Genomic DNA, 22,502 nt, shown 5'->3' on the forward strand with positions numbered 1-22,502 from the left:
GCGCGATGGCCGTAACCCTGCAGTTTCTCGGCCGGCTTGAGGATATGGCCGGCGCGCCGGAGTTGCACCTTGCGCTGGAACAGCCGCAGGCGCTGGAAGTGCTGGTGCGCCACCTGGATGCCGCGCTGGCCAACGCGGTCATGGTGCCGGAAGTGCGCGTGGCGATAAACGGTGCGCTGGTCGCTCATCCGTGGGAGACACTGGTCGGTCCCGGCGACGAAGTGGCGTTCCTTCCTCCTGTCAGTGGCGGCTGACGTGCGCGCGGACGTGCGGCTGGCCCTGGGCGCCTTCGATCCCGCGCAAGAGAGCGCGCGCTTTGCGGCGATCCATCCCGAGGCCGGGGGCGTGGTCAGCTTTCTCGGACAGGTTCGTGCGGAAGCCGGCGAAGATGCCGTGCTTGAGCTTGAATTGCGCCACTTCGATCCGCTGACGCTTCCCGGCATGGACGAACTTGCGCAAGAGGCGCTGGCGCGCTGGCCACTGGACGGACTGTTGGTGATCCACCGCAGCGGCACGATGGCGCCGGGCGACCCGATCGTGCTGGTCGCTGCAGCCGCGCGGCACAGGCGCGATGCCTTTGCCGCGGCGGACTTCGTGATGGATCACCTGAAAAGCCGGGCGTGGTTCTGGAAGCGGGAGCGGACGGCCAAAGGCTGGCGCTGGATAGAACCGCGCGAAGAAGACCATGCCGACCTTGCGCGGTGGACGCGCTAGATATCAGCCGGCGAGACGCGCGGCATAGGCGTTTATTGTTTCGCTTTCCTGGCGAACGAGGACCGAAACGTCCACGTGCGCGGCGCGAATCGCGGAAAGATCCGTCGATGACTGGCCGGCCGAAGCGAGATTGGCGGCGAGCATCATCGCATCGAGATCGGCAAGGATAACCGAAGTATCGTTGCGCGCCGATTCGAGGCTGGCGAGTGACAGCAACGCCACCGACCATGCCTCGGTGCCCGTGCCGGCGCCTCTGCCGCTTGCGGTAAACCGGTCGGCCGCCGCCTTGCGATCCAGGAAGCGCTGGTGCGCTTCCGCCGCGTTGCCGCGCAACAGTGCGAGCTTGCGCAAAAGCGTGGCGTCCGGCGGCACGGGTGTGGCCGTTGCGGCGGGTTCCGGCGCGACCGGCAGGGCCGCCGCATAGGCGCGCTCTGCAGGGCGGGTCGCAAGCGAGGGGTAGCCGCCTTGCGCGCCCGCGCACGCGGAGAGCAGGACAAGCGGCACGAGAACGGGCAATATGCGACGCATGGCCATCGCCATAGCACGCCGCGCGCGCGCCGCCAGCCCGTGCCAGGGCGCCCATCCGGATTCGCCCCGATGACCGATTTTCGGGCGATCGCGCGTTGACAGGAGCGGCCCGTTCGATTATCGGCGCGTCTCTTTCCGGCACCCTGCCTGTTGCGGGGTACTGGCGTGTTGCCCGATTTTCGCGCGATTCGCACTTGCGGCAAGCCGTAAGCGTGGAGCACCGGGGAAGGCAGGGCAGCCACACACGAGAAACGGATAGCAGAAACCATGTTCGCAATAGTGCGCACGGGCGGCAAGCAGTACCGGGTAGCCGCCGGAGACAAGATCGCGGTCGAAAAGCTGGCTGGCGAAGCCGGTGACAAGATCACGCTGGGCGATGTCCTCCTCGCGGGCGAAGGCGCCGACCTTGCCGACGCGGCGAAGGTTGTCGTTTCGGCCGAGATCATCGCGCAGGCGAAGAGCGAAAAGGTCGTGGTGTTCAAGAAGCGCCGCCGCCACAACTATCGCCGCAAGAACGGCCACCGCCAGCAGATGACCCTGCTGCGCATCCTGGCCGTGGGCGACGAGAAGAAGAAGGCAGCGCCGAAAAAGGCCGCCGCCAAGACCGACGAGGCCCCGGCTGCTGACGCCGGCGCGGCCGCCTGAACGCAAGATTCGGAGTAGATCGAGATGGCACACAAGAAAGCAGGCGGCTCCTCGCGTAATGGTCGCGATTCGGCAGGCCGTCGCCTTGGCGTGAAGAAGTTTGGCGGCGAACAGGTCGTCGGCGGCAACATCATCGTGCGCCAGCGCGGGACCAAGGTGTATCCGGGCAACGGCGTCGGCATGGGCAAGGATCACACCCTGTTCGCGCTCATCGAGGGTCGCGTCCGCTTCCACGCGGGCAAGCTCGGCCGCAAATACGTCTCGGTCGACATGGCAGCGGAAGCCGCCGAATAACCGGATGGTCGATAAAGGGCCGTCCTTGATGGGATGGCCCCGCCGGACCCGCAACAGGACCGGCTGAATGAGGGAGAGGGGCCGACCCGTCTCCCTCTTTTCGTATCTCCCTCGTCACCCCGCCCGCCCGGCGCAGTTTGCGCACCGGTCGGCGAAAGACGAAACACTTCCGTCATAGCAGGGCGTTACAGGCGCATCTGCCATGCGGGGGCGAGAGGAGTTGAGCCGTGTTCATTCGCACCGAACGCCTGTTCCTGAGGCCGGGCTGGCCCGAAGACTGGACCGAGTTGCTGGGCCTGATTGCCGACGAAGGCATCGTGCGCAACCTTGCGCGCGCGCCGTGGCCCTATCGGTCCGAACACGCCCGTGACTTTGCCCGCAAGGGGCAACATCCGCGCATGCCGCACTTCTTCGTCACGCTTCCCGGCGCGGGCGGGTCGACGCTGATCGGCACCGCTGGCCTGGGCCAGGCGGAGGACGGTTCGGTGCAACTGGGTTACTGGATCGCGCGCGATCACTGGAACCGGGGTTACGCGACAGAGGCCGCGCGCGCGGTGCTGAGCCTTGCGCGGACGCTGGGACATGGCCGCATCACGGCGCGGCACTTCCTTGACAATCCCGCCTCCGGCCGTGTGCTGCGCAAGGCAGGCTTCGCGCCGACCGGCCGTGTGACTGCATCGAGCAGCCTTGCCCGGCGCGAGCCTGCGCTGGCGGCGCTTTATGTGGTGGACTTCGACGATGCAGGCGGCAGCGATACGCCGGGCGGCAGCAATGCGCCGGGCGGTGACGACGCGATGGCCGGCAAGGTTCGACGCGCCGCCTGACCGGCAATGACCGGGGCCGCTCCCGGAAAGGAAGCGGCCCCGGTCGTGATTTGCCCGTCAGGTCGGACCGATCACGCCGGTTGCATCACCGCGTCGGGAAATTCGCTGTCGGCCTTGGCAATCAGGCCGCGGTCGTCGTGGTTCCACGGGTGGAAGCCGGGCATGAAATAGCTCAGCCACGCCGGGAACACGCGGCGCAGAACACCGGGCGTCACCAGCAGATAGCTTGCCAGCCGCCATTTCCACTTCGCGCCGGTCAGCCCGTCCTGCGCAAGCAGGTCCAGCGTGTCTTCCACGCGGTTGGTGAGGAAGTTCTTCGTCACCACCAGCATCATCAGCGACTTCACCTTCCACCGCTTCCAGCGGCTCCAGTCCTTCGTCGCGTGCAGCCAGGTGTCATAGGCGACTCCCTTGTGCTCGATCTCCTCGATCGCGTGCCAGCGCCACATCGCGGCGCTTTCCGGTTCGGCGCCGGCGAAGTGTTTCGGGTTCGCCAGGAACTCGTGCGCCATCATCGCGGTATAGTGTTCCAGCGCCATCGTCGCGGCAAGGTTGAGGATCGCCGGGCGGTCCTTGGTCAATGCCAGCATCTCGGCCACGCGCTGGTCGATCTTGTCGATGTCGTATCCCGCTTCACTCGCCGCGCGGTTGAAGGCGACGTGTTCGCGGGTGTGATTGATCTCCTGCTTCACAAACGCGCGAATCTCTGCCTCAAGCTTCGGCGATGCACCTTCGCGATGCGCTTTCACCGCCTCGATGAAGAAAGCCTCGCCGCGCGGGAAGGTGGCGGAAAGCGCATTGTGCCACGCGGTTGCTACCGGATCGCCCGCCAGCCACCAGCGGCCGGGCTTGCGTTCGCGGCCGAAGCGGCGATCGCGCACGGTGATGGCAAGGTCAGCAGGCGTCGGCGCGGACTTGCCCGTGGTGGCCGCGCGTTCTAGGTCGGAAGAAAGATTTGCCGGTGCGTTCATGCCCAACAGGATAGATTAACTTACACTGATGTCAATAAGAAAGCGTCTCAGCCCCGAGGAATCGCGCACCGCCGCGCTTGAAGCGGCACGCGCGCTGTTGATCGAAACCGGCCCGCAATCGGTTACGCTGAAGGCGGTGGCGGGCCGCATCGGGCGGACCCATGCCAACCTTTTGCACCATTTCGGATCGGCTTCCGGTCTCCAGAAGGCGCTGGCGAAAGACCTTGCCTCCTCGATCTGCGCGAAGATTGCCGATGCGGTGATTGCCAGCCGTTCTGGCATCGGCACGCCGCGCGATGTGGTGGACCTGACGTTCGATGCCTTCGACAAGGAGGGCGCGGGCGCGCTTGCTTCATGGATGCTCTTGTCGGGTAACGAGGACGCGCTGGATCCCATCGTCGATGCGATCCACGACCTTGTGGTCGAACTCAACGAATTCGGTTCGGAACATTTGCGCGATTCCACCCTGGCGCTCACGCTCATGGCGTTGGGAGACGCGCTTCTGGGCGGGCCGCTTTCCGCGTCGCTGGAACTGCCACGTACCGCGGCGCGCGACCGGGCGGAAGCAATGTTGCTCGGCTCGATCGACCAGGCCGGAACCCTCGCGCCGGAAGGGTAAGCGTTCAGTCTTCCCCGGCCGGCGACAGGTCCATCCAGTCGGGGGCAAGCGCCGGGTCGATGGCGTCCACCCGCAAGTGGTCCACCGCAAGCCCCAGGTCGGGATAGGCGGCGCGACGGCGCTTTTCGTCGGACGAATCCAGCGGCACCACGATCAGCCGGCGGTTCACTTTCTGCCGCCAGTTCATCCGCGCGGTGTTCTCCTGCCCGATGTAACAGCCCTTCGTGAATGAAACGCCGTTCAGTTCCACCGCGTTCGCCTCTAGCCACAGCGTTTCCGCATCGCCCAGTTCGGCGCGGCCTTCGGGTACGCCCAGCCGCAACCGGTGCGCGCGCCACGCGTCGTCCGCAGGCTCGTCAGTATCGGAAACGGGGGCGATCCAGCGTTGGCCCAGCGCGGCAAGCCGCGGATCGGCGGCACCGCCATCGCCCGGCTCGGGTTGCCAATAGACGCCCAGCGTTTCGTCGCGCGCAAGCTCTATCTTGCGACGCAGGCGATAGAGCGACAGGCGCTTGATCAGCGCGTCGGCCACGTCCGCTTCGCAATCGATCAGCAGCGCGTCCTCGCCCGAAGGCCAGACAAGGAAATCGAACAACGCCTTGCCCTGCGCGGTGAGCAGCGCCGTCCACACCGGAAGGTCTCCTGTCACGTCGCTGGTGACGAGGCCTTGCAGGAAGTCGGCCACGTTCTCGGCCGGATCGAGAGGAGTCAGGCGCACCACGGCGCGTTTCGAAAGTCTGGTTGCAGTCATGGATGACAGATAGGGGCCACCGGCCCTAAGGGGAAGGGATGGCAACCGAGCAGATTCTCACCATCCGCCGTCCTGACGACTGGCACGTACACTTGCGCGACGGCGCTATCCTGGCCGGCGTAACGCCCTATACCGCGCGCCAGTTCGCTCGGGCGATCGTGATGCCCAACCTTTCTCCTCCGGTAACGACGGTGGACGCCGCCCGTGCCTATCGCGACCGGGTGCTGACAGCGGTGCCGAAGGGCATCGATTTCACCCCGCTGATGACCTGTTACCTGACCGATTCGACCGATCCCGAAGACGTTGCGCGCGGGTTCGACGAAGGCGTGTTCACCGCCAGCAAGCTCTATCCTGCACACGCGACCACGGGGTCCGCCCACGGGGTGACAGATATTGCGAACATTGTGCCGGTGCTCGAGCGCATGGCGGAAATCGGGATGCCGCTGCTGGTCCACGGCGAAGTGACCGACCACGATATCGACATCTTCGACCGCGAAGCCGTGTTTATCGAACGCACGCTGGCGCCGCTTGTCGCGCGTTTGCCCGAACTGAAGGTGGTATTCGAACATATCACCACGCGGCAGGCGGTCGAGTTCGTGGAAAGCGCGGGTGACAGGGTGGGCGCGACGATCACGCCGCAGCACCTGCACATCAACCGCAACGCGATGCTGGTCGGTGGAATCCGGCCGCATGCCTATTGCCTGCCCGTGGCCAAGCGGGAAGAGCACCGGCTCGCCCTGCGCAAGGCGGCGACCTCCGGATCGCCCAAGTATTTCCTGGGCACGGACAGCGCGCCGCACGCCGTCAGCGCCAAGGAATCGGCCTGCGGTTGCGCGGGCATCTTCAACGCGCCCTTCGCGCTGGAAAGCTATGCCACGGTGTTCGACGAAGAGAGCGCGCTTGACCGGCTGGAGGCATTTGCCAGCGAAAACGGGCCGAACTTCTATGGCCTGCCGCTGAACCGGGGCACCGTTACGCTGGAGCGGTGCGATGTGGAGGTTCCCGCAACTGTCGACGCGAACGGCACGCCCATCGTGCCGTTCCACGGCGGCACGAAGATTGGCTGGAAGCTGCGCGCATAGCGTTCAGGTGCCGCGCGGGTTTGGCGCGGTTTCCTTGCGCTTCGCCAGTATGTCCCGGACGAACAGCGTTATCGCGATCCAGATCAGCACGAAGCAGGCAAGGCGCGTCGGGCTCAAGGGTTCGCCGAAGACGAAATGCCCGATAAGAAACGCCAACGTGGGCGTCAGGAACTGCAGGAAGCCGATGGTCGACAGGTTCATCCGTCGCACGGCTACCGCGAAAAGCAACAGTGGCACCGCCGTCAGCACACCGGACAAGGCGATCAGCGCGCTTGTGGACGTCGAAATGGCCAGTGCGGAACCGGCAGGCCCCTGGCCGGACCACGCAACGATAGCCACCGCCGGCAGCAGGAGGATGGTCGCTTCGACCGTAAGCCCCGGAACGGCCCCGATCGGCGCAAGTTTGCGGATCAGACCATATCCGCCGAAACACAGCGCAAGGGAAAGCGCGATGCCCAGCATGTCCAGCGCGCCGCCGATCAGCAGCGCGATCCCCGCCCCCGCGATGCCCACGGCCAGCCATTGCGTGCGCGAAAGCCGCTCGCCCAGCAGGAACGTGCCCAGAAGGACGCTGACCAGCGGGTTGATGTAATATCCAAGGCTGGCGGCAAGGACGCGGTCGCTGGTGATGGCAATCACGTAAATCAGCCAGTTTCCGCCGATCAGCAGGGCAGAGGCGGCCAGCGCAATCAGGATGCGCGGCGTGGTGAGCGCCATGCGCAGTTGCGCGCCCTGCTTGCGGAACACGATGATCGCAAGGCAGATCGGCAAGGTGAAGATGACGCGCCAACCCACCAGCTCCAGCGGTGCGATCCCGCGGAGCAGATGGTAATAGAGCGGCAGGAAGCCCCATATCGTATAGGCCGCCAGGGCAAGCGGCAGTCCGTTTGCAGCCCGTTCTGGATGCGCTTGCATGGTTGCGCCCTGCCAGCACAAATGCCGCGCGCCAAGCCGAAAATCGGCAACGCGGAATTAACCATGACTCGGGCATGATGGAACGATGTCCGCCGTCATCCGTCCAGCGGGGCTTTCGCGCCATGCCGCCGCGCCGATTTGCGCGCTTGCGGTATTGGCGGCGCTGTCCGCCTGCGGTCGCGCATCGCACGGACCGCAACGGCAGGATTTCGACCCGGCGATGACCGCGGCAATCGAAGCGCCGATCATGGTGGACCCCGACCTTTCGTTGCAGAATGCACGATTCGCCGCCCTTTCCCCCGGTGGCCCGGCGGACGGATCGCTGCCGATGTTCGACAACAGCGAAAGCGAACGGCAGGCTGCGTATAACCAGGCACTTGCGCTTGCAGGCGGACGCTTGCGATCGCCGCCGTCGCCTGGTCCCGCTTCCGGTCACCTTGCCGCGATCGCGGGCGAAATCACCCTGATTGGACGCGCGCGCCGAATAACAGCCGCGCCGGACTGCGTTGCCGGCGCGAACCCCGGCATGATCTGGGGCGCGCGCCTTCCTGCCAGTCTGCCGGCCTATCCGCGCGCGCACTTGCGCGAAGCATGGGGCAACGCGAAGCGGGGCTGCGAATTGCGCGCGGCGAGTTTCATGTCCGGCGCGAAGGCCGACGATGTCCTGTCGTTCTATGCAACGATGGCAAGCCGTGGCGGATTCGCGCTTGCGCTTTCGCAAGATGCGGGCGGGACGCTGCTGGAAGGGCGGCGCAAGACGGATCGTGCGCGGTTCGGCGTACTGGTGCGACCCGGTCCGAAAGGGGCCGTGCTGATAGACGTGGTAACGCTGAACGCCTGACCGGAAGCGCTCTAGTCGCTGCGCAAACCCACGCCTATGCTGGCGCGGGGCTGTTCCACTTCGGTGGAGGCGACCGGATAGGCGCAGTAATCGGCCGCGTAATAGGCGCTGGGCCGGTGATTGCCCGAAAGTCCGATTCCGCCGAAGGGCGCGGCCGAAGAGGCGCCGTTGGTGGGGCGGTTCCAGTTGACCACGCCGGCGCGGATGTTCGCCCAGAAGCGATTGTAATCCTGCGGCGACCCGCCGACCAGCGACGCAGAAAGGCCGAAGCGCGTATTGTTCGCCTCGGCAATCGCTTCGTCGAAATCGTCGACCTTCACGATTTGCAGCAGCGGGCCGAACAGTTCCACGTCGGGGCGTTCGTCCATCCCCGTTACGTCGATGATCGCGGGCGAAAGGAAGGGCAGGCTCTCCTGCGTGCGCACCATGTGCTTGATCGCCTTGCCGCCGTTGGTAAGCAGATAGACGAAGCTTTCGGTCAATCCGTTCGCCGTCCGGTTGTCGATCACCGGCCCCATGAAGGGCGCGGGTTCGTCAAACGGGGCGCCCACGATGATGCGGTCGGCAATCCGCTTCACCTCTTCCACCACGGCATCGTACATCGACGCCTTCACGATCATCCGCCGCGCCGCGGTGCAGCGCTGGCCCGCGCTGGTGAAGGCCGATTGCGCGACGATCACCGCGGCATCGTTGATCTTGGGCGTATCCCATATCACGATCGGGTTGTTGCCGCCCATTTCCAGCGCGACGATCTTGCCGGGATTGGACGCCAGCTTCCGGTTGATTGCTATCCCCGCGTGGGCCGATCCTGTGAACAGGACGCCGTCCACCCCGTCGTGCGCGACAAGCGCCTGGCCTTCTTCCGGTCCGCCGATCAGAACCTGCACGACAGCCGCCGAAATGCCCGCGCGGTGAAAGCACTGGGCCAGCAGGTGGCCGGTTGCCGGCGTCTTTTCCGACGGTTTGAAAACAATCGCGTTCCCGGCGATCAGGGCGGGAACGATATGGCCGTTGGGCAGGTGCGCGGGGAAATTGTAGGGGCCGAGCACGGCCATCACCCCGTGCGGCTTGTGGCGCACGGCGGCGGTTCCCTGCAACGCGCTGTCCAGCTTTCGTTGCGCGGTCCGTTCCGCATAGGCGCGGATCGAGATTTCCACCTTGTTGACGACGCTTTCGACTTCGGTGCGCGCTTCCCACAGGGGCTTGCCCGTTTCGCGCGCGATCATCGTCGCCAGGTTTTCCGCTTCCTTGCGCACTTCGTTGGCGAAGCGGCGCACCAGCTCTATCCGCGTGGCCAGCGTCTGGGCCGCCCAGGCGGGCCAGGCGCGGCGTGCGCGGTCCACGGTTTCGTCCACGTTGCCGGGCGTGCCGCGCCACACTTCCTCGCCCGTCGCGGGTTCATACGATACGATTTCGGCCGCAGCCTGCGTTTCGGAGTTCATCTGTGTCCTGACCGCGCGGGGGACAGCCCCGGCATTCCTCTGTGTTCCTTCCATATAGTCAAGAATGTAATCAAACAAAGAAACTCCTATCCGGTGCGGACATTCCCGGCCGGCGCAGGAGGCGGGGCAAGTGCTTCGCCCATGCGGCGCAACGCCGCGACCTTGGCTTCAAGCGCGCTCCAGTCGTCGGATTGGGCGATGCCGTCCCATATCGCCTCGACCTCGTCGATCAGCATCGACTGGGGCGCATCGTCGTTCCAGTAGGGATGGTCGAGCGCACCCTCCACGGCACTGTAGGGGGCAAGAGCGGCACCAAGCGTCTTCTGCGTCGCACCGGTTCCGGGTTTTCCGCGTCCGGCCCTGTGCGCGAAGAAAAAGGCGTCCACGCCGGTCCCGCTGTCACGCATCGCCATTTCGCATGCGCCGATCATCCGCGTGTCTTCATCGTCGCCGCGCGGCTGGACGCCAAGCCGCCAGCACCAGCGCCGGATCATCGCCTTGCGATAGAGTTCGGGATATCGTTCCAGCGCTTCGATCAGCGGTGGGGCGTCCGAAAGCTGGCGCAGCGCAACGGCAAGCTGATTGCAGTTCCAGTGGATCGCTTCGGGCTGGCGGCCGAAAGCATAAAGGCCGGCATGGTCGAAATAGGCGGCGGTAAAGCCCGGCTCCCATGTCGGAAGCCAACGCCACGGGCCATAGTCGAAACTTTCGCCCGAAATGTTCATGTTGTCGGAATTGAGCACGCCGTGGACGAAGCCCGCGACCATATAGCTCGCCGCAAGGTCGGCCAGCCGTTCCACCACCTGGTGCAGCAGCAGCGCCGCCTTGTTCTCCGGCTCGCTGGCGCCGTCGGGCATCGCGGGGCCGGGGAAGGTTTCAAGGCAATAGTCGACAAGCTGCGCCATCTCGTCCTTCAGCCCCAGCGCGGCGAGGCGCTGGAACGTGCCGATGCGGATATGTCCGTGGCTGAGGCGCACCATCACGGCCGAGCGGGTGGGCGAAGGCTCGTCCCCCCGCTGCAGTTCCTCTCCGGTTTCGATCACGGAGAACGTGCGGCTGGTATAGACGCCCAGCGCCTCCAGCATTTCGGTGGCGAGCACTTCGCGCACCGCGCCCTTCAGCGTCAGCCTGCCGTCGCCCTGCCGGCTCCACGGCGTCTGCCCCGATCCCTTGGTGCCAAGGTCCATCAGGCGCCCGGCGCCATCGCGCATCTGGGCGAAAAGAAATCCGCGCCCGTCGCCCAGCTCGGGGTTGTAAACGCGGAACTGGTGCCCGTGATATCGCAGCGCCAGCGGTTGCGGCAGGTTGCCGGCCAGCGGCTCAAACCGTCCGAAATGGCGCAACCAGTCCGCCTCTTCGAGGCCGTGAAGCCCCACCTCTTTCGCGGCGCGCGCATTGCGGAAACGCAGCACAGTCCGGGGGAATGGGGCCGGTTGAACCGGATCGCCGATCCACCCGGCCAGCGTGGCAAGGCAAGGGTCGGGACGATAGATCGCGTCTTGCGGGGATGGCGCCATACCGGCAATAGTGGGGTTCACAGGCCGCGCTTGCAACCGGCTCGCCAATTCGAAGGACCGTTACCCGTCATCATGCCCGAAACCGAGGAGCGGAACTGGGTGGACCGCCACTGGACCACCCGCGATGGCCTGAACCTGCACTTCAGGGAATATCCCGGCCCCGCCTGGCGGCCACCCGTATTGTGCCTGCCAGGCCTGACGCGCAACGCGCGCGATTTCGAGGATCTGGCCGCGCGGCTTTCGCCCGACTGGCGTGTGCTGTGCCTTGAAATGCGCGGGCGCGGTGACAGCGATTATGCCCGCGACCCGATGAGCTACAACCCGCTTCAGTATATCGAGGATATCGAGGAACTGATGCATCAGCAGCAGATCGCCCGTTTCGTGTCGATCGGCACGTCGCTGGGCGGATTGCTGACGATGATGCTGGCGGGCCGCAATCCGGACCGGATCGTGGCCGCGGTGCTGAATGACATCGGGCCGGAGGTCGATCCCGAAGGAATCGCGCGGATTCGCGGCTATGTGGGGCAGGGCCGCAATTACGAAACCTGGATGCATGCCGCGCGCGGCCTTCAGGAAAGCCAGGGCGATGCCTATCCCGGCTATGGCATTTCGGACTGGCTGCGCTTTGCCAAGCGCGTGATGGCGCTGGGTACGGGCGGGCGCATCTCTTTCGATTACGACATGAAGATCGCCGAACCGTTCGAACGGGACGACGGCACACAGGCGGTGGACATGTGGCCCTTGTGGCGGGCGCTGGCGGGGCGGCCGGTCCTGCTGCTGCGCGGCGAACTGTCGGACATCCTTCCTGCCGCCGTCGCGCGGCGGATGGTCGAATCCATTCCCGATGCGGAACTGGTGACGATCCCCGCCACCGGCCACGCGCCGACTTTCGACGAGCCCGAAGCCATCGACGCGGTCGAACGGCTGCTTGCCCGGATCAGGTGACGCCGGAACAGGGATGGCCAGGGTGACAGGCGGCAAGCCATTGCGGATTCTACATCTCCACTCGTCGTTCGGCACGGGCGGCAAGGAAATGCGCGCGGTCGCGCTGATGAACGCGTTCGGCAAGGGACTGCGCCATGCGATCGTATCCGCCCAGCCCGGCGCAACGGGGGCGAAGGCGCTGATCGGCAAGGACGTGGAGGCGGGCTTCCCGTTCGGCTTTCCGCCGCTGGCGGGCAAGTTTGGCATCCGGCGGATGCAGAAGCTGGCCCGCGCGATGAAGGATTTCGACCTTGTCCTGACCTATAACTGGGGGGCGATGGACGCGGCGATGGCGCACGCGATGTTCGCGCCTTCGATGGGCCTTCCCCCGCTGGTCCATCACGAAGACGGCTTCAACGAGGACGAGGCCGTGCGGCTGAAGCCCACCCGCAACTGGTACAGGATGGTGGCGCTGTCGCGCGCCAGCGCGGTGGTCGTTCCGTCGCGGCGGCTGGAACAGGTTGCGCTGCGGGCATGGCGCCAGCATCCGGGCAAGGTCGTGCGCATCCCCAACGGCATCGACACCGCCGCCTATGCCCGCCCGGTAAAGCCCGATGTTCTGCCGCGGCTGGTAAAACGGCGCGACGAACGCTGGGTGGGCACGCTGGCGGGGCTGCGCCCGGTCAAGAACCTGCCCCGGCTGGTGCGCGCCTTCGCGGGACTGGACGACCTGTGGCAACTGGTGATCTTCGGCGAAGGGCCGGAACACGATGCCATCCGGGCCGAAGCCGAGGCGCTGAACGTTGCGCACCGCGTGTTCCTGCCCGGCCATGTGGACGAGCCGTGGAAGGCAACCGGCCTGTTCGATATCTTCGCGCTGTCTTCGGATAGCGAGCAGTTCCCGCTTTCCGTGGTGGAAGGCATGGCCGCCGGCCTGCCCGTGGTCGCGCCCGCGGTGGGCGACATCGCCGAGATCGTAGCAGCGGAAAATGCGCCCTATATCGCTCCGCCGGGGGACGAGGCCGCGCTTTCCGATGCGCTTGCCGCCGTTGCGGCGTCGCAGTCGCTTCGCGAAACCATCGGCAAGGCGAACCGCGCCCGCGCGGCGGCGGAGTTCGATCGAGCAGACATGGTTTCGGCCTATGCCGCGCTCTATGCCCGCGCGCTGGGCCGGGAGAGCTTTCCCTGAGCGAAGGCCGCATTCCGCCTTCACCGGGCGTTCACGCGAAGGGCTCCACGAATCTTCGACATTGAAATGGCAGGCCCATCCGCTAAACAGCCCGCCACGTCCCAATTACCCCCGGAAAGCACCCCTTGGCCCTCGGAACCGACAAGAAGCAATCCCGCAAGGAAGAAATCGCCAAGCGCAAGGAATTGCAGCAGGACGTCTTCATGCGCGAAGTCGACGACGCGCTGCGCGAAGACCAGATGATGGACGCGCTGAAGCGTTACGGCATTCCGGTCGGCGTGCTGGTGCTGGCCGGGCTGATCGCACTGGGCGGCTACCTCTGGTACAACAACCACCAGGTGACGCAGGCCAACACGCGCGGCGAGGAACTGGTCCAGTCGCTCGATTCGATCGACGCGTCTAACTTCAAGGACGGCGAAGCGAAGCTGCAGCCGCTGGCAAAGACTGATGGCGGCTATGCGGCCGCGGCGGACCTGCTGGAAGGCGGGATCGCCGAACAGCAGGGCAAGGCGGCCGATGCGTCGAAGGCGTTCGCCGCTGTCGCCGCGGACAAGACCGCGCCGCAGGCCTATCGCGATCTTGCCACGATCCGTGAAGTCTCTGCGAACTTCGACAAGATGAAGCCTGAAGATGTTGTGTCGCGGCTCAAGCCGCTGGCCGTTCCGGGCAATCCGTGGTTCGGCAGCGCCGGCGAACTGGTGGGCGTCGCCTACATGAAGCAGGGCAAGAATGACCTTGCCGGACCGCTGTTCGCGTCGATTTCCAAGGACAAGGACGTCCCCGAAACTCTGCGCCGCCGCGCCCGCCAGCTGGCCGGCCTGCTGGGCGTCGATGCTATCGAGGATCCGGGCAAGGCCGCTGCCCGTGGAATCGGCCAGGAGCCCACCGAATGACGATGACAAAGGTTTTTCCCGCCCGCACCACCGCGCGTCGCGGCGTGGTTTTTGCCCGCGCCGTTTTGCCGATCGCCGCGCTGGCGATGGCGCTGGGCGGCTGCGGCGTGCTGGGCAAGAGCAAGGTCCGCACCACGCCGACCCTCGGCAAGCGCGAACCTGTGCTGTCGCGCATCGAATCGGGCGCGAAGATAGATGACGCGCTGGCGGCGATTTCGGTCGTCCTGCCGCCGCCGGTCGAAAACGCATCGTGGGCGCAGCCGGGCGGATCGGCTTCCAAGTCTTACGGCAACCTGGCGCTGGCCGATGCGCCGCAGCGGGCGTGGACCGCGAAGATCGCCGGATCAAACGGCCGCCGCCGCCTTGCCGCCGCGCCCGTCGTGGGCAACGGGGCGCTGTTCGTTTACGATACGGACGGGGTGATCCACGCGTTCGATACGCAGAACGGCGCCGAGAAATGGTCTGTCAGCTTCCGCACCAAGTCCAACAGCGACGCGCTGTTCGGCGGCGGCGTCAGCTATGACGACAACCGCGTCTATGTGACCACCGGCCTTGGCGAAGTGGCGCAGCTCGACGCGACGAACGGCAAGGAACTGTGGCACGTTTCCACCGGCATGCCGCTGCGCGGTTCGCCCACCATCGCCTTCGGTTCGGCCTTCGTGATGACGCAGGACAACCAGATCATCGCGCTGTCGCTGCAGGACGGATCGACCCAGTGGAACGAAACCGCCGCACCGGGGCAGACCGGCGTGTTCGGTGTTGCCGCGCCGGCGGCGGGGCAGGGTTCGGTCCTGGCCGGATATTCCACCGGCGAACTCGTTGCCTACCGTTACGAAAACGGCCGCCAGTTGTGGAGCGACGCGCTGGCGCGCACCAGCATCGCCACCAGCGTTTCCACGCTGACGGACATCGATGCCGATCCGATCATCCAGGACGGCCGCGTCTATGCGCTGGGTCAGGGCGGCCGCATGGCAGCCTATGAACTGGTTTCGGGCCAGCGCATCTGGGAACTCAGCCTGGCGGGCATTTCGACCCCGGCGGTGGCGGGCGACTGGATCTTCACGCTGACCGATCAGGACAAGCTGCTGTGCATCGCCAAGTCCACCGGCAAGGTGCGCTGGATGACGCAGCTGGCAAGCTGGAAGAACGAAAAGAAGAAGAAGGGCGCGATCTACTGGACCGGCCCCGTGCTGGCCAACGGGCGGCTGTGGGTCGCCAACTCGCGCGGCGAGGTGGCTTCCGTTTCCAGTGCCGACGGGTCGGTCACGCCATTCACGCGCCTGAAAGACAGCGTCTCGCTCGCCCCCATCGTGGCCGACAAGACGCTCTATGTGCTGGACGACGGCGGCCATATCACCGCCTGGCGCTGACCGGAGGCGCGGGCGGCACGGCAAGATCCTGCCGGCCCGCGCACCCCTCACCGTCATTTCAGGTAGAAGTTCACCGTGGTGACCACGCGCACCTTTTTATAGGGCGTGTCGGATACGCCCCAGCCGCCGCCCGAATCGCCGTCGCGCGCGCTGATGCTGAAATATCCCTGGGTCGCGTCCTTGATCGCGCCAACCGTCGATCCGCTGTCATGGGCGAACTGTTCGGCCGCCGCGCGCGCGTCCTTCGTGGCCGCTGCCACCATCTGCGGCTTTATCCGGTCAAGCCCGGTGAAGGTATAGCTCATGCCCGATCCGTCCTCCAGCATGACGCCGCGCTTCACCAGGTCGAACTGCTTGCGCACCGCTTCTTCCGCCCGCTTGATGTCGGTGCTGCGCAGCGCGATGCGCTGGCGCACCGTGAAGGTCACGTTGCCGCGATCGTTCATGCTTGAAACGTTTACGCCGGTGGGTTGCAGCGCGTCGGCCGGGAAGCCCAGATCCTTGAAGAAGGCGCGGATCTCGCGCGTGTCGCGGTCCACGCCCGCCTGCGCGCTGGCAAGGTCGGGCGCGCTGGCGGAATAGGCGACGGTCCAGGTGGCAAGGTCTGCCGTCACTTCGCGCTCTGCCAGCCCGCGCACCGTTACCGTGCGGTCGGCATAGTGCGCGCGCAGCAATCCGTTGCCCAGCAGGTATCCGCCCGCGACCATTCCCGCCGCAAGGATCGCCGCGCTTGTCACCCAGCGCAAAGTCGCCGGCTCTCGCCACGGCTTGCGGGCTTGGGTTTCGGCTTGCTCATGGTTATCTGTCGGCGTGACGGTATCGTTCATCGCTGCGCTCTCCCTGAAAGATCGGTGGGCGCGACCCTGCGGTGAGTTGTGTAATTCTGTCGATGAACCGAGTTTGAACGGAAAGGCATCCGCGTGACGAAGTTTCTCCATTCCATGATCCGCGTGAGCGACCCCGACGCGACGATCGCGTTTTTCGAGCTGGTCGGGTTGAAGGAAGTGCGCCGCTTCGACAGTGAGCAGGGCCGCTTCACGCTGATCTTCCTGGCCGCTCCGGGCGAAGAGGGCGTTGCGGAGGTCGAACTGACCTATAACTGGCCGCCAGAGGATGGCGCGACCGAGACCTACACCGGTGGCCGCAATTTCGGCCACCTCGCCTATCGCGTGGACGATATCTACGAAACCTGCCAGCGCCTGAAGGACGCCGGCCACATCATCCACCGCCCCCCGCGCGACGGGCACATGGCCTTCGTCAAGTCGCCGGATGGAATCTCGGTGGAACTGCTGCAAGACGGCCACCTGCCGCCGCAGGAGCCGTGGGCCAGCATGGAAAACACCGGAACATGGTGAAAGGCGAAGGCGCCGTCAGGCGCCTGGAGCGGGTGAAGGGAATCGAACCCTCGTCGTAAGCTTGGGAAGCTTCTGCTCTGCCATTGAGCTACACCCGCAAACCCGTGGAAAACCGATGTTTTCCAATGGGCGTGCACGAGCGGTTTACAGCGTGGTTCACAGGCTGGCCCGCAAGCGCGCTGCGATTGCCATATTCCCTGCGCCCCGGTCAATACAAGTTCGTCAGTCCCCGGTTCGCAGGCGTGGGGCGAGGGCGATCATGCGCCCCATGCGAAGTGGCGCGCGGTGGCCGCTTCGCATGGGGGCAATCGTTGTCAGAACCTGATGCGGGCCTGCACCGCGAAAGACCGGCCGCGGTCGGTCTGGGCATAGCCGTTACCCGGAACAAGCGGTTCGTTGTTGCTGTTGTACGAGGTGAGGACGTCCGTCAGGTTCTTGCCCAGCACGGCGATTTCCCACTTGTCGTCGATATTCGCCAGCGCCAGCCGTGCGTCGATCTTGTCGAAGGCGCCCTGCATTCCGTAGATCGGATCGCCGTTACCCGCGTTGAAGAAGCTCGACGAATGGCTGAGGTTGCCCATGACCGAAACCTTCAGGCTGTCGGTGATCGGCGTTTCATAGTTGACGGACAGGTTCCCGGCGAACTCGGGGGCATAGGTCAGCCGGTCCCCGGTCGCATCGCGATGGGCGGTGGGCGTTCCCAGGCCGATGCAACCTCCGCGGATCGGGCTTGCGGGGCTTACCCAGCACGGCGCATCGGGGAAGCTGGTCCACTTGGCATCGAGGATGCTGCCCGATGCGTTGATGGTAAGGCCGTCCACCGGCACCCACGACGTATCGAATTCGATGCCCTGGCTGCGGGCCTTGGCGGCATTGACCACCAGGAACGCGGTCGCGCCGTCGAAGATCGACACCTGGAAGTTGTCCACGTCCACGCGGAACGCGGTGACGTTCAGGCGCAGGCTGTTGTTGAACAGCGTGGACTTGATGCCGACTTCATAGCTTGTGGCGTTTTCCGGCCCGTATTCGAAATAGGGGCTGTCGTTCTGGCGAAGGAAGCGGGCATCGTAGCCGCCGCCCTTGGTGCCGGTCGACACAGTGGCATAGGCCATCACGTCCGGGGTGAAATCGTGCTGCGCGGTGATGGTCCAGTTGACCTTCTTTTCGCTGCGCCGACGCCCCTGGATGTTGTGCTCATAGGTTCCCAGCAGCGCGGAATAGACCAGTTCCGTCAACCCGCCCGGCGAAGGCAGGCCCGGCCCGAGCGGCGTGGAGCCGAACGTGGAGGCAAGGAAGCGGTCGTATTCTTCCGGCGTGTTGCCGAACGCCAGCGTCCCGGTGGGGAGCGAGGCCAGCGCGCTGTAATCCCATCCGCCGGTGAAGAACTTGTTCAGCACATGGCTTGCCGCCTTGTTGTCCTTGAACCAGCGCAGGCCGCCGATCAGGCGCGTGCTGGGCGTGACGTTCCACGTCGCCTGCCCGAAGACCGAGAACATCTCCTGGTTCTGGATGAAGCGATAATCGCGCGACAGGTTGGGCAGCAGCAACGGCGTGGGCAGGCCAAGCCCGCTATACGCCAGCGCGGTGCCGAACGCCTCGGTCGAATTGAAGTCGATCTTGGCGTTATGGTAATAGCCGCCCACGATATATTCGACCGGCACGTTCTTGGCCGAGGTGAGCCGGATTTCCTGGCTGAACTGGCGATAATGCTCGCGCGCATCGGCCTGGACCAGCGGCAGGGCCGCGAAGTCGCAGTCGCAGATGTCGCGATAGCGATAGCGCGTATAGCCGGTAACGGACGTCAGCGTTGCGCTGCCGATTTCCAGCTCGGCCGTCACGGAGGCGAGGTCCATGTTGGTCTTGCTGAACTCCGGAAGATCGGGAAAACCGGGCAGTCCCTTGAACTGCGGTGCGACCTGGCCGAGCAGAGCGCCGCCGTCGTTCACGACTGCGCGCTCAAGATCATAGGTTTCGGGCGTGCTTGAACCGCTGCCCAGCGCGACGAGCGCACTGTTGAGGTTGGAGAACGCCGCGCCTGCCGACGTGAACGGGTTGATGACCGAAAGCTGGGTCGACTGCTCGCCGCGATTGAACTGGCTGTGTTCCCACTTGGCGCTGATATGCAGGGTATCGGTGGCTTCGTAGGAAAGCTGGCCGCGCACGGTCCAGTCATCCTCGCTCGACGCCATCTTGCCGGTCATGACGTTCTTGACCCAGCCGTCGATGTCGTACTTGCGGGCCGACACGCGGGCTGAAAGCCTGTCTGTGATCGGGCCTGACAGCACGCCGATGAATTCGGATTCGCCGTCGCTGCCGTAAAGACCGCTCAGCGATCCTTCGAACGTGTTGGTCGGCTTGTTGTCGATCACGTTGATCGCGCCGCCGATGGTGTTCTTGCCGAACAGGATGGACTGCGGACCGCGCAGCACTTCAACCCGCTGGACGTCCATCACCGGCGCGCGGGAAAGCTGGTTGCGGCCCATGTAGATGCCATCGTGGAACATCGAAACCGAAGGCTCCACGCCCTGGTTGACGCCCGGCGTGCCGATGCCGCGGATGAAAATATAGCTTCCGATCGGCCCCTGCGCGATGGTGACCGCGGGCATCGTGTTGGTCAGGTCGGTCATGCTGGTGACCGCCAGATCCTGGATCTGCTCACCGCTGGTCGTAAGCACCGAGATCGGAACCTTCTGCAGGTTTTCCGAACGCTTTGTGGCGGTAACGATAATCGCCTGAACGCCTTCGGTGGCGGCGGGCTCCTGTGTGTCCTGCGCGGCTGCGGCAAACGGTGCGCAAAGCGCGGCGGCGCTTGCCAGCAAGGCAAACTGCTTCATTCGTACCCCTCCCAATTATGTGCGTCGTCCCTTGCACGGGTAAGCCCGGTTCTTCTTGCCAAACCGCGAATATTTTTTTGCAAAATACGAAAACGGGGCTATCATCCGGGCGTGTAGAGCCGAGGGACAAATGCTTGCAGACCGTTCATCTGGCAGGCCGCGTGCAGCATCCAGAGGCGCGGAATCGAGGGGCATGGTCCCCGTCGGCAATTTCAAGCGCGCGGGTGGCTTTGCCGGCCTTACAGAGTTGATCGCGGAGAAGGGCGGAGACGTTGCGGCCATTCTGGCGCGTTTCGGGATCGGCCCCGCCGACCTGTCGAACAGCGAAGCCTATCTGCCCTATTCCCCGGTGATCCATCTTCTGGATTATTGCTCAGAAACGCTGGGCGTGCCGCATTTCGGGCTGGAACTGGGGAGCAGGCAATCGATCGAGGCGATCGGTCCGCTGGCACCGCTGTTGCTGGCATCTTCCACCGTGAAGGAGGGGCTGGAACTCGTCGCGCGGTATATGATGGCCCATGCGCCCGGCGCACGGATGGAACTGATCGAGGACGCGGATTCGGGACGGCTGAGCTATATGGTCGTCGAACGCTCGGCGACGTACAGCCGCAACGGAAACGAATTCAACATGGCGGCGGCCTATGGCGTGATGAAGACGATCATCGGCCCTGCGCTGCGGCTGTCCGGCGTCTCCATCGCGGCAGACGCGCTCTCTGGAAGCACGTCGATACCCGAACGGCATTTCGGTGCGCCGGTGAAATACGGACAAGTGACCAGTTACCTGGAAATGCCCTCTCACTTCCTGCAACGGAAGGTGGACAGCGGCAATCCGCTGCTCCTGAAGCTCGCGCAAGCGCAGTGCGAGGAACTGTGCCCGTCCGGCGCGGACGATGTCGAAGCGATTGTTTCGATGCAGGTGCGCAAGCTCTTGCCGTTCGGCGAATGCTCTCTGGAAACGATCTCTCGCCAGTTGTGCATCCATCCCCGTTCGCTGCAAAACAGGCTGGCGGAAAAGGGGCTGGTTTTCCGCAATATCCTGCGCGCGCAAAGGCAGGCGCTGGCGGAGACCTATCTTGGCCGGACGGAAACCCCGATCGCGGAAGTGGCGATCCTGCTGGGCTATTCGGATCAGGCGACCTTTACCCGCGCCTTTGCCGACTGGACGGGCCTTTCGCCCAAGCGTTTTCGCACGGCTGCCAGGAACGGCGGGCACGATGTCCCGCCCAAAACGGCGGCAATGTCGTTGGAACCGGCACGGCAGGCTGGCTGAACGGGACAGGCGGCATGTCCGGTCTGACGGATCAATTTCGCCTTCCCACTGCGCGCCCGAATTGCTATGCATCATAGCAATCAAGGGAGAGTATCCATGAATTTCGAACGCAAGAACCCGCTGACCGGTGAAGTCGCCTCGTCCGCCGCCGCGATGAAGGCGGCAGATATTCCGGCGATTGCGGCAAGGGCCGCCGCCGCGCAGCCCGCGTGGGGCGCAATGGGGCCGAATGCGCGGCGCGGCGTTTTGATGAAGGCGGCTGACGCGCTGGAAGCCAAGAAGGATGCCTTCGTCGAAGCGATGATGGGCGAAATCGGCGCGACCGCCGGATGGGCGATGTTCAACCTTGGCCTGGCCGCCAGCATGGTGCGCGAAGCCGCCGCGCTGACCACGCAGATCAACGGCGAGGTGATCCCGTCCGACAAGCCGGGCTGCCTGTCGATGGCCTTGCGTGAGCCGGTGGGCACGATCCTGGGCATCGCGCCGTGGAATGCGCCGATTATCCTGGGCGTGCGCGCTATCGCTGTGCCGCTCGCGTGCGGCAACGCGGTGATCCTGAAGGCGAGCGAAACCTGCCCGCGCACCCATGCCTTGATCGTGGAAGCCTTTGCCGAGGCCGGTTTCCCGGAAGGCGTGGTCAACGTGGTGACGAACGCGCCCGAGGATGCGCCCGAAGTGGTCGGCGCGCTGATCGACGCTCCCGAAGTGAAGCGCATCAACTTCACCGGTTCCACTGCCGTCGGCAAGATCATCGCCACGCGCGCCGCCCAGCACCTGAAGCCCTGCCTGCTGGAACTGGGCGGCAAGGCGCCGCTGGTGGTGCTTGAAGACGCGGACCTTGACGAAGCGGTGGCCGCCGCCGCGTTCGGCGCCTTCATGAACCAGGGCCAGATCTGCATGTCGACCGAACGGATCATCGTGGTCGAAGCGGTGGCCGACGCCTTTGCCGAAAAGTTCGCCGCGAAAGTGAAAGCGATGCCGGTAGGCGATCCGCGCGCGGGCAACACCCCGCTGGGCGCGGTGGTCGACACCAAGACCGTGGCGCATTGCCGCAGCCTGATCGACGATGCGCTGGCCAAGGGCGCCAAGCTGCTGGTTGGCGGCGAAACGGAGCAGGGCGTGCTGATGCCCGCGCATGTGGTGGCGAACGTCACCCCGGACATGAAGCTGTTCCGCGATGAAAGCTTCGGCCCGGTCGTCGGCATGATCCGCGCGCGCGATACCGAACACGCGGTCGAACTGGCGAACGATAGCGAATACGGCCTGTCTGCCGCGGTGTTCACGAAAGACATCGCCAAGGGTCTGGGTGTTGCGCGCCGCATCCATTCGGGCATCTGCCATGTTAACGGCGCGACGGTGCACGACGAAGCGCAGATGCCGTTCGGCGGCGTGGGCGCATCGGGCTATGGCCGGTTTGGCGGCAAGGCGGGGATCGACAGCTTTACCGAACTGCGCTGGATCACCGTCGAAACGCAGGAAAGCCATTACCCGATCTGATCGGGTCGATCATCGGGAATGACCGGC

The 22,502-nt window shown here is 65.1% G+C and carries 22 protein-coding genes, 1 tRNA gene and 1 pseudogene; 15 read left to right on the forward strand and 9 right to left on the reverse strand.

Features of this window, described 5'->3' with window-relative positions; all coding sequences use genetic code 11:
- Nucleotides 1-5: 5 nt before the first annotated feature.
- Nucleotides 6-254 (forward strand): MoaD/ThiS family protein, encoded by a 249-nt coding sequence (locus tag RXV95_RS04575; RefSeq protein WP_338467831.1) that lies wholly within the window; start codon nt 6-8, stop codon nt 252-254.
- A gap of 1 nt (nt 255) precedes the next feature.
- Nucleotides 256-714, forward strand: coding sequence for a molybdenum cofactor biosynthesis protein MoaE (locus RXV95_RS04580; RefSeq protein ID WP_338467832.1), 459 nt, complete (start codon nt 256-258; stop codon nt 712-714).
- 3 nt (nt 715-717) lie between these two features.
- Here RXV95_RS04580 and RXV95_RS04585 read toward each other — a convergent pair whose 3' ends face one another.
- A complete protein-coding gene (locus RXV95_RS04585; protein ID WP_338467833.1) occupies nt 718-1,242 on the reverse strand; it encodes a hypothetical protein in 525 nt (174 codons plus the stop codon).
- 267 nt (nt 1,243-1,509) lie between these two features.
- Here RXV95_RS04585 and rplU point away from each other — a divergent pair.
- The 3 genes and pseudogenes from rplU to RXV95_RS04600 all read left to right on the forward strand — a co-directional run.
- Nucleotides 1,510-1,863 (forward strand): annotated as a pseudogene (rplU, locus tag RXV95_RS04590) (50S ribosomal protein L21); the annotation flags it as partial.
- Between the two features lie 48 nt (nt 1,864-1,911).
- On the forward strand, nt 1,912-2,181 hold the full coding sequence (gene rpmA, locus RXV95_RS04595) for a 50S ribosomal protein L27 (RefSeq protein WP_338467834.1): 270 nt from the start codon (nt 1,912-1,914) through the stop codon (nt 2,179-2,181).
- Between the two features lie 227 nt (nt 2,182-2,408).
- Nucleotides 2,409-3,005, forward strand: a complete 597-nt coding sequence (locus RXV95_RS04600; RefSeq protein WP_338467835.1) for a GNAT family N-acetyltransferase — start codon at nt 2,409-2,411, stop codon at nt 3,003-3,005.
- A 71-nt stretch (nt 3,006-3,076) separates the two neighbouring features.
- Here RXV95_RS04600 and RXV95_RS04605 read toward each other — a convergent pair whose 3' ends face one another.
- Complete coding sequence (locus RXV95_RS04605; RefSeq protein ID WP_338467836.1) at nt 3,077-3,976, reverse strand: metal-dependent hydrolase; 900 nt, start codon at nt 3,974-3,976, stop codon at nt 3,077-3,079.
- A gap of 28 nt (nt 3,977-4,004) precedes the next feature.
- Between RXV95_RS04605 and RXV95_RS04610 the strand changes: the two genes are divergently transcribed.
- The gene (locus RXV95_RS04610; protein WP_338467837.1) at nt 4,005-4,595 is read left to right on the forward strand and encodes a TetR family transcriptional regulator; all 591 of its coding nucleotides are present in this window, start codon (nt 4,005-4,007) and stop codon (nt 4,593-4,595) included.
- A gap of 4 nt (nt 4,596-4,599) precedes the next feature.
- On the opposite strand, the gene RXV95_RS04615 is transcribed toward RXV95_RS04610, so the two are convergent.
- Complete coding sequence (locus RXV95_RS04615) at nt 4,600-5,346, reverse strand: folate-binding protein (protein ID WP_338467838.1); 747 nt, start codon at nt 5,344-5,346, stop codon at nt 4,600-4,602.
- Between the two features lie 38 nt (nt 5,347-5,384).
- Between RXV95_RS04615 and pyrC the strand changes: the two genes are divergently transcribed.
- Nucleotides 5,385-6,428 carry a dihydroorotase gene (gene pyrC, locus RXV95_RS04620; RefSeq protein ID WP_338467839.1) on the forward strand — a complete coding sequence of 348 codons (1,044 nt, stop codon included), beginning with the start codon at nt 5,385-5,387 and terminating at the stop codon, nt 6,426-6,428.
- Between the two features lie 3 nt (nt 6,429-6,431).
- On the opposite strand, the gene rarD is transcribed toward pyrC, so the two are convergent.
- Nucleotides 6,432-7,343 (reverse strand): EamA family transporter RarD, encoded by a 912-nt coding sequence (gene rarD / locus RXV95_RS04625; RefSeq protein WP_338467840.1) that lies wholly within the window; start codon nt 7,341-7,343, stop codon nt 6,432-6,434.
- Nucleotides 7,344-7,428: 85 nt separating this feature from the next.
- Between rarD and RXV95_RS04630 the strand changes: the two genes are divergently transcribed.
- The gene (locus tag RXV95_RS04630; protein ID WP_338467841.1) at nt 7,429-8,184 is read left to right on the forward strand and encodes a hypothetical protein; all 756 of its coding nucleotides are present in this window, start codon (nt 7,429-7,431) and stop codon (nt 8,182-8,184) included.
- Nucleotides 8,185-8,195: 11 nt separating this feature from the next.
- Here the strand turns inward: RXV95_RS04630 and astD are convergent, their stop codons facing one another.
- Both astD and RXV95_RS04640 read right to left on the reverse strand, forming a co-directional pair.
- Complete coding sequence (astD, locus tag RXV95_RS04635; protein ID WP_338467842.1) at nt 8,196-9,626, reverse strand: succinylglutamate-semialdehyde dehydrogenase; 1,431 nt, start codon at nt 9,624-9,626, stop codon at nt 8,196-8,198.
- Nucleotides 9,627-9,712: 86 nt separating this feature from the next.
- Nucleotides 9,713-11,143, reverse strand: coding sequence for a YdiU family protein (locus RXV95_RS04640; protein ID WP_338468498.1), 1,431 nt, complete (start codon nt 11,141-11,143; stop codon nt 9,713-9,715).
- A gap of 72 nt (nt 11,144-11,215) precedes the next feature.
- Between RXV95_RS04640 and RXV95_RS04645 the strand changes: the two genes are divergently transcribed.
- From RXV95_RS04645 to RXV95_RS04660, 4 genes are all read left to right on the forward strand, one after another.
- Entirely contained in the window at nt 11,216-12,088 is an 873-nt protein-coding gene (locus RXV95_RS04645; protein ID WP_338467843.1) for an alpha/beta hydrolase, read from the forward strand.
- Nucleotides 12,089-12,101: 13 nt separating this feature from the next.
- Nucleotides 12,102-13,256: a glycosyltransferase family 4 protein gene (locus tag RXV95_RS04650; RefSeq protein ID WP_338467844.1), complete on the forward strand. Its 1,155-nt coding sequence runs from the start codon at nt 12,102-12,104 to the stop codon at nt 13,254-13,256.
- 125 nt (nt 13,257-13,381) lie between these two features.
- Complete coding sequence (locus RXV95_RS04655; protein WP_338467845.1) at nt 13,382-14,149, forward strand: tetratricopeptide repeat protein; 768 nt, start codon at nt 13,382-13,384, stop codon at nt 14,147-14,149.
- Nucleotides 14,146-15,519: a PQQ-binding-like beta-propeller repeat protein gene (locus RXV95_RS04660; RefSeq protein WP_338467846.1), complete on the forward strand. Its 1,374-nt coding sequence runs from the start codon at nt 14,146-14,148 to the stop codon at nt 15,517-15,519. The genes RXV95_RS04655 and RXV95_RS04660 overlap by 4 nt, the downstream gene beginning before the upstream one ends.
- Nucleotides 15,520-15,572: 53 nt before the next feature.
- On the opposite strand, the gene RXV95_RS04665 is transcribed toward RXV95_RS04660, so the two are convergent.
- Complete coding sequence (locus RXV95_RS04665; protein WP_338467847.1) at nt 15,573-16,346, reverse strand: SIMPL domain-containing protein; 774 nt, start codon at nt 16,344-16,346, stop codon at nt 15,573-15,575.
- Nucleotides 16,347-16,439: 93 nt separating this feature from the next.
- Between RXV95_RS04665 and RXV95_RS04670 the strand changes: the two genes are divergently transcribed.
- Nucleotides 16,440-16,874: a VOC family protein gene (locus tag RXV95_RS04670; protein ID WP_338467848.1), complete on the forward strand. Its 435-nt coding sequence runs from the start codon at nt 16,440-16,442 to the stop codon at nt 16,872-16,874.
- A gap of 24 nt (nt 16,875-16,898) precedes the next feature.
- On the opposite strand, the gene RXV95_RS04675 is transcribed toward RXV95_RS04670, so the two are convergent.
- Nucleotides 16,899-16,972: transfer RNA gene (locus RXV95_RS04675), tRNA-Gly, on the reverse strand.
- 216 nt (nt 16,973-17,188) lie between these two features.
- Complete coding sequence (locus RXV95_RS04680) at nt 17,189-19,708, reverse strand: TonB-dependent receptor (RefSeq protein ID WP_338467849.1); 2,520 nt, start codon at nt 19,706-19,708, stop codon at nt 17,189-17,191.
- 193 nt (nt 19,709-19,901) lie between these two features.
- On the opposite strand from RXV95_RS04680, the gene RXV95_RS04685 reads away from it, so the two are divergent.
- Nucleotides 19,902-20,978, forward strand: a complete 1,077-nt coding sequence (locus RXV95_RS04685; RefSeq protein ID WP_338467850.1) for an AraC family transcriptional regulator ligand-binding domain-containing protein — start codon at nt 19,902-19,904, stop codon at nt 20,976-20,978.
- A 96-nt stretch (nt 20,979-21,074) separates the two neighbouring features.
- Nucleotides 21,075-22,475 carry an aldehyde dehydrogenase gene (locus tag RXV95_RS04690; protein ID WP_338467851.1) on the forward strand — a complete coding sequence of 467 codons (1,401 nt, stop codon included), beginning with the start codon at nt 21,075-21,077 and terminating at the stop codon, nt 22,473-22,475.
- Nucleotides 22,476-22,502: the final 27 nt, after the last annotated feature.

This window comes from Novosphingobium sp. ZN18A2 (genome assembly GCF_036784765.1).
GTDB lineage: Bacteria > Pseudomonadota > Alphaproteobacteria > Sphingomonadales > Sphingomonadaceae > Novosphingobium.

Excerpts from the sequence above, each read along its gene's own strand:
- rpmA (WP_338467834.1), top strand. The coding sequence starts at position 1,912 with ATGGCACACAAGAAAGCAGGCGGCTCCTCGCGTAATGGTCGCGATTCG.
- RXV95_RS04640 (WP_338468498.1), bottom strand. The coding sequence starts at position 11,143 with ATGGCGCCATCCCCGCAAGACGCGATCTATCGTCCCGACCCTTGCCTT.
- RXV95_RS04660 (WP_338467846.1), top strand. The coding sequence starts at position 14,146 with ATGACGATGACAAAGGTTTTTCCCGCCCGCACCACCGCGCGTCGCGGC.
- pyrC (WP_338467839.1), top strand. The coding sequence starts at position 5,385 with ATGGCAACCGAGCAGATTCTCACCATCCGCCGTCCTGACGACTGGCAC.
- RXV95_RS04610 (WP_338467837.1), top strand. The coding sequence starts at position 4,005 with ATGTCAATAAGAAAGCGTCTCAGCCCCGAGGAATCGCGCACCGCCGCG.
- RXV95_RS04665 (WP_338467847.1), bottom strand. The coding sequence starts at position 16,346 with ATGAACGATACCGTCACGCCGACAGATAACCATGAGCAAGCCGAAACC.
- rarD (WP_338467840.1), bottom strand. The coding sequence starts at position 7,343 with ATGCAAGCGCATCCAGAACGGGCTGCAAACGGACTGCCGCTTGCCCTG.
- RXV95_RS04585 (WP_338467833.1), bottom strand. The coding sequence starts at position 1,242 with ATGCGTCGCATATTGCCCGTTCTCGTGCCGCTTGTCCTGCTCTCCGCG.
- RXV95_RS04615 (WP_338467838.1), bottom strand. The coding sequence starts at position 5,346 with ATGACTGCAACCAGACTTTCGAAACGCGCCGTGGTGCGCCTGACTCCT.
- RXV95_RS04680 (WP_338467849.1), bottom strand. The coding sequence starts at position 19,708 with ATGAAGCAGTTTGCCTTGCTGGCAAGCGCCGCCGCGCTTTGCGCACCG.
- RXV95_RS04650 (WP_338467844.1), top strand. The coding sequence starts at position 12,102 with ATGGCCAGGGTGACAGGCGGCAAGCCATTGCGGATTCTACATCTCCAC.
- astD (WP_338467842.1), bottom strand. The coding sequence starts at position 9,626 with ATGAACTCCGAAACGCAGGCTGCGGCCGAAATCGTATCGTATGAACCC.
- RXV95_RS04645 (WP_338467843.1), top strand. The coding sequence starts at position 11,216 with ATGCCCGAAACCGAGGAGCGGAACTGGGTGGACCGCCACTGGACCACC.
- RXV95_RS04685 (WP_338467850.1), top strand. The coding sequence starts at position 19,902 with ATGGTCCCCGTCGGCAATTTCAAGCGCGCGGGTGGCTTTGCCGGCCTT.
- RXV95_RS04575 (WP_338467831.1), top strand. The coding sequence starts at position 6 with ATGGCCGTAACCCTGCAGTTTCTCGGCCGGCTTGAGGATATGGCCGGC.
- RXV95_RS04690 (WP_338467851.1), top strand. The coding sequence starts at position 21,075 with ATGAATTTCGAACGCAAGAACCCGCTGACCGGTGAAGTCGCCTCGTCC.
- RXV95_RS04630 (WP_338467841.1), top strand. The coding sequence starts at position 7,429 with ATGTCCGCCGTCATCCGTCCAGCGGGGCTTTCGCGCCATGCCGCCGCG.
- RXV95_RS04605 (WP_338467836.1), bottom strand. The coding sequence starts at position 3,976 with ATGAACGCACCGGCAAATCTTTCTTCCGACCTAGAACGCGCGGCCACC.